Raw genomic sequence first — 2,945 nt, 5'->3', positions numbered from 1 at the left:
CCCTCCATTCCGGCGACAACCACGATGACCCTCGCTGCGGAGAGTTTCTTCCTCTTGTCGAGCAGCCGATGGATACCCGCAACACCGACATCGTATTCCCGGTCGACACCGCTTCCGAGAAACGATGCCGTGACTGCCGCCTCCTCGGCAACGGGAATGTCCGAGGTACCTGCCGAGACGACAAGAACACCCTCACGCTTTCTCTTCGATCCCTGTCCTACCGAGATTATGCCCGATGCCGGATAGAAGACGGCATCTTTGAACCCGAGTGATACCGAGATCTCTCTGGTCGCCTTCGTAATGAGAAGCCTCTTGCTTTTCTTGAGCATCGCCCGTGCGATGGCCCTGATCTCAGCGGGAGATTTTCCTTTCGCGAGGATCACCTCGGGTATCCCCTGCCTCAGATGTCTATGGTGATCGACCTTTGCAAAGGAGATGTCTTCGTAGGGCAGGTCCTTCAGCCTCTCGAGTGCCTTCTCGACAGACAGGTTCCCCTTCTTCAGGGACTCGATTACTTTTCGTATCTCGTCGCTATGCATTGAACTCGGTTTTCAGCGCCCGGTTCATGAGGTCGCTGACCGCCTCTCCGGGATCCTTGCCCTCATAGAGGACGAGATAAACCTGTTCGACAATCGGCATCTGTGCGTCGTATTTCCTCGAGAGTTCATATGCGGATTCGGCGGTCGCCACACCTTCGGCAACGCTCTTTGTCCCCGAAAGTATTTCACCGAGCATGACGCCCTGGCCGAGTTTTTTCCCGACGGTGTAGTTGCGGGAAAGGGGACCGGTGCAGGTCAGCACAAGGTCTCCGAGTCCGCTCAAACCCGAGAAGGTGTGGTCTTGCGCCCCCATAGTCACGCCCAGTCGCCGTATCTCAGCCAGCCCCCTCGTTATGAGCGAAGCCCTTGCATTATGGCCGAGTTCGAGTCCGTCGCTGATGCCGGAGGCGATGGCTATCACGTTTTTCAGCGCACCTCCGAGCTCGACACCGATGGTGTCGTTGTGGGTGTAGACCCTGAAATAATGAGTGTTGAACAGCTCCTGCAAGAGGAGCGATGCCGGCGCGTCTTCACAGGAAAGGGTGACGGCGGTCGGAAGTTTCCTGACGACCTCCTGAGCAAAACTGGGGCCCGAGAGCACCGCGACTCTATGGTCCGCCATCTGCCTTACCATGGACGAAACGGTGAGCAGCGTTTTCTGCTCGATTCCCTTTGATGCATTGATGATGATTGCGTCATGGTTCATGAGAGGCAGCGCCCTGCTCAGTATCGACCTCGTGTGTTGTGTAGGGATAACGGTGATGACATAGCGCGCGTTCTTGACCGCCTGTCCGATATCATCGGTAATCATGATCGTGTCGGGAAGCGTGAAACCTGGCAGGTAGAGACTATTGACCCTCGTCGTCCTCATCTCACCGCAGAGATCACTTTCGTAGACCCAGAGGGAGACATCATAGCCCTTATCCGCGAGAAGACGCGAGAGGGTTGTTCCCCAGCTTCCCGCACCTAAAACAGCGATGTAGCCCATCCCACCCATCATGCCGCCTCCGAAATGATTCACTATAACAAATTCACTTTTTCGGATGCAAATGGGAGAACCCGACAGAGGGCGGGAAGAAGGTCACAAGATGAAATTCCCATTGGTCAGGGCGGCATCCCATCCTGTTAATGACGGTAATGACGGGTGCGATACTCTATTCAAATATTCATTCCGCCAAGGAGCAGTTGTATAAGGCAGAGCCTTCAACGTGCAACTCCTTCGACTTGATACGTGCGCGTGATCGTCGCTCAGTCGGGAGCTCATGAGGTGTTTTGCTATCCTCAGGGCATCGTCTTCCGAGTTAGCCGTCAACATCTTGACGAATTGAGGGTAGACGAAAAAAACCGTGTAGACCGGGAGGATGATCAGGGCCGCAAAAGATACGAGGAGTATCGTTCTGAGAAATCTATCCCTGAACATTCAGGCTTTATCCGAGAGCGCCGGGATTGCCGAATCCATGGAAACAATTATATCACGTTACCGGCTGTTCCCTGTTACGAACGGCAGAGGTTCTCTCTTCCTTCCGATCTCTTGCAACGTGGTATAATTTCCCGGGAGAGTAAACCATGGGAATCTTCGCCGTCAATCCGTTGAAGGAGCAGGCCCTCAGGGAAAAGATGGAGGCGATGAAGATCAGAGAGGAAGATATCGAGGAGTCCTTTGTCCGATCGGGCGGCAGGGGGGGGCAGAACGTGAATAAGACCTCCACGTGCGTCTACCTCAAGCACGTTCCGACGGGGACCGAGGTGAAATGCCAGAAAGAACGTTCCCAGGCTCTGAACCGTTATCATGCGAGGGTACTTCTCGCGAGGAAGATTGAGCAGTCGGTTCGGGGCGGTGAAAGCGAAGAGAGGCGGAGAATAGAGAAGATCCGCAGACAGAAGAGGAAGCGTTCGAAGAGGGCGAAGGAAAAGATTCGGGCTGAAAAGGAGATGACATCGGAGAAGAAGAGAATGAGGTCCGCACAATTCGAGGAAGACCGGTAGGGGACAGCCTGCGCGTCATGGTCATGTGCGCGGATGGAACAGTTCGCGCCTCATTCGGCTTTTCGGGGAGAAGGCTTTCCTCCCAGGTCACCGTACAAAAATTGAACGAGCGCTGTAGCGGCGATCGCCGCTGTTTCCGCACGGAGGATCCGTCTTCCGAGGGACGCGACGCTGAACCCGCCGGCCACTGCCATGGCAATCTCCTCTCCGGTGAAACCGCCTTCGGGACCGATGGCGATTACGAGCGATGAGGAGGTATCTTCCCGCGAGCAGCACTCCGGTAAGGGGTTTCCTCCTTCTTCCCAGAATATCAGGCCGAAGGTCTTATCCAGGCGGGATGCATGCGGCGAGCTTCGTGTGAAGAGATCCCTACAGGAGATTACGTCCTGGATGACGGGGACGGCGCTCCTCCCGCACTGC

General features: G+C 55.4%; 4 protein-coding genes. 1 reads left to right on the top strand and 3 read right to left on the bottom strand.

The features are described from left to right. Both VEI96_09365 and VEI96_09360 read right to left on the bottom strand, forming a co-directional pair. The coding region (locus VEI96_09365) for a 1-(5-phosphoribosyl)-5-amino-4-imidazole-carboxylate carboxylase (GenBank protein ID HXX58194.1) at nt 1-539 on the bottom strand (539 nt) is incomplete at its 3' end. Next, the gene (locus tag VEI96_09360) at nt 532-1,539 is read right to left on the bottom strand and encodes an NAD(P)H-dependent glycerol-3-phosphate dehydrogenase (GenBank protein HXX58193.1); all 1,008 of its coding nucleotides are present in this window, start codon (nt 1,537-1,539) and stop codon (nt 532-534) included. The genes VEI96_09365 and VEI96_09360, both read right to left, overlap by 8 nt. 566 nt (nt 1,540-2,105) lie before the next feature. Between VEI96_09360 and VEI96_09355 the strand changes: the two genes are divergently transcribed. Beyond that, the gene (locus tag VEI96_09355; protein HXX58192.1) at nt 2,106-2,525 is read left to right on the top strand and encodes a peptide chain release factor-like protein; all 420 of its coding nucleotides are present in this window, start codon (nt 2,106-2,108) and stop codon (nt 2,523-2,525) included. Between the two features lie 50 nt (nt 2,526-2,575). Here the strand turns inward: VEI96_09355 and VEI96_09350 are convergent. Next, nucleotides 2,576-2,945: RsmE family RNA methyltransferase (locus tag VEI96_09350; protein HXX58191.1), on the bottom strand; the 370-nt coding region annotated here is incomplete at its 5' end.

The sequence above is a fragment of the Thermodesulfovibrionales bacterium genome (assembly GCA_035622735.1).
GTDB lineage: Bacteria > Nitrospirota > Thermodesulfovibrionia > Thermodesulfovibrionales > UBA9159 > DASPUT01.
Note: the sequence above shows the minus strand (reverse complement) of the source record. Positions and strands in the feature narration are given on the sequence as shown.